Raw genomic sequence first — 2,141 nt, 5'->3', positions numbered from 1 at the left:
GTCGTCCAGAGCTCTGCCGAGCGATACAAACGGGCAATTGGAGCCCGCAGTTGAGACTCACTCATGCTGCCTAACAACTCGATGGAGCCGACCCGGCCAGCCAGGTGTCGGTTTCGGCGCGATACTAATCCTGGCTGGCCGGGCGGCTCATCTCGAGGCCGTTAAGCGGCCGCACGCTTGCCGAAGGCTGCATTCCCCCTTCCAATCCCCATTATTCTTACCCAAGACAGTCAAGCGTGCGGGGCTCAGCATTCGCGCATATAATCCCAGTGACCAAACAGGACCAGAACATGAAGAAGTTGCTCAAGTGGCTTGGAATCGTGTTGGGCAGTTTGCTCGCGTTGATCGTGATCGTATTCTTCGCCCTGGCTATGAAGGGCAACGCCATCATCACGCATACATTTGATGTCTCCGCCGAGAATGTGCCTATCCCCACCGATGTAGAATCCGTCGGGCGCGGCGAGCATTGGGTCAAGGCCGAGTGCATCGGCTGTCATGGTGATGACCTCTCCGGAGGTGCGTTTTTCGAGGCTCCTTTCGGCTATGTTGATGCTAAGAACCTGACACCCGGCAAAGGTGGGGCTGGAACCGAATTCAACGATCAGGATTGGGTACGCGCGATCCGTCATGGTGTAAACCCAGAGGATCACAGCTTGCTCATTATGCCTGCCTCGAACTTCTGGTACTACAGTGACGAAGATCTGGGTGATATCCTCGCTTACGTGAAATCCCTACCTCCCGTTGACAATGAGACACGTGAACCAGACATCAACCTGCTTGGCAAAGCAATGCTTGGAGCAGGCATCTTGGGGAGGGGAGTGGTCGTTGCACAGGAGATTCAACATGATGCGCGCCCGGATTTCCCCCCTGCCGGCGTCACTATGGAATACGGAACTTACCTTGTCAACGTGAGCGGATGCCGCGATTGTCATGGCCCAGATCTTTCGGGCGGCAAGAGTGCTGATCCCACCTCCCAGAACGCGCCAAATCTCACCCCCGGTGGCGAGTTGATCGCGTGGCAGGAACCGGATTTCATCAAAGCGATCCGCACAGGTGTCGCACCTAGCGGTCACCAACTTGACCCTGTACAAATGCCATGGGAGCATTTCAAGAACTTCTCAGATGATGAGCTAAGGGCGATCTTTACCTACCTGCAGACGCTGCAAAGACTGGAAACGACTGTCCCATGAAGCTACACAGCCCCGCCTCACGGCGGGGCTTTCTACTCCCTTGGGTTCTTGCTCGTGCAAGCAGAAATGCTCATCGAGATGGTTTCCGTTGCGTCGAACAGGACTGCCCCGCTGCTTGCGGAGGGCACCTTCGCTAGAGCGACTCAGTTCCGCAAGTCGTGGCCTCTGGTCCGCCCAGTGCCCGCCCTTTGGGACTCGCAGTCGAAGGGAACATCACCGTCAAAGGCGCGAACAAGAAACGCCATCGCGTTCCTGCAACTGACTGGGGGACATCCGTCGAAGTAACTCTTCCCCCGCTCCACCAGGTCTCTCATCACATGTTGAGCAATGTGCATGGACCGGCCCAACAACTCGCTGAAGCTGACCCGGCGGGCTGGGCCTCAAGGGCTTCTTGTCCTGCCCGCCGACAAATCGTAGAGTAGGGGCGAGTTGCCCGCTTCCGCCGGGAAGCTCAGCTCGAGGCCGCTAGGCGCCCAGTCTACCGTGTGTCCATAGGATGGTTGTTCTCCCCGAGCCCAAGGAGGCTACTAATTGGCCAAACTGTACGAGGTGACTCAGCGAATCCGCCTGGAAAATGCGATCCTATCGGTTGCAATTCGCCTCGGTATCGCACCCAAGGGAATGCACCTGGTGGCGGCAAAGGGTCGCGCTACCGGGGAGCTTCGTGAGACACCGATCGAACCTATCGAAATGGATGGCAAACGCTGGCTTGTCGCGCCTTTCGGTGCAGTGAATTGGGTCCGCAATGCCCGCAAGGCTGGCAAAGTGAGATTGAGGAGAGGTCGGACAGTGGAATACCTCCAAGTGAGGGAAGCAGATCCAGGCGAAAGCGCGCCGGTGCTGCGGGCATATCTCAAGCGTGGTTACACAAGTGACTACTTCGATGCCGGCCCCAACTCTCTCCTTGCGGATTTCGAGGCGGAAGCACACAAGCATCCGGCATTCATAGTG

At 57.3% G+C, this 2,141-nt stretch carries 2 protein-coding genes; both read left to right on the top strand.

Annotation, left to right across the window (positions count from 1 at the left end; genetic code table 11):
- Nucleotides 1-290 precede the first annotated feature (290 nt).
- Nucleotides 291-1,190 (top strand): cytochrome c, encoded by a 900-nt coding sequence (locus MUO23_14945; GenBank protein ID MCJ7514248.1) that lies wholly within the window; start codon nucleotides 291-293, stop codon nucleotides 1,188-1,190.
- Nucleotides 1,191-1,721: 531 nt separating this feature from the next.
- On the top strand, nucleotides 1,722-2,141 hold a 420-nt coding region (locus tag MUO23_14940), incomplete at its 3' end, for a nitroreductase family deazaflavin-dependent oxidoreductase (protein ID MCJ7514247.1).

It is taken from the genome of Anaerolineales bacterium (genome assembly GCA_022866145.1).
Classification (GTDB): domain Bacteria; phylum Chloroflexota; class Anaerolineae; order Anaerolineales; family E44-bin32; genus PFL42.
Note: the sequence above shows the minus strand (reverse complement) of the source record. Positions and strands in the feature narration are given on the sequence as shown.

Excerpts from the sequence above, each read along its gene's own strand:
- MUO23_14945 (MCJ7514248.1), top strand. The coding sequence starts at position 291 with ATGAAGAAGTTGCTCAAGTGGCTTGGAATCGTGTTGGGCAGTTTGCTC.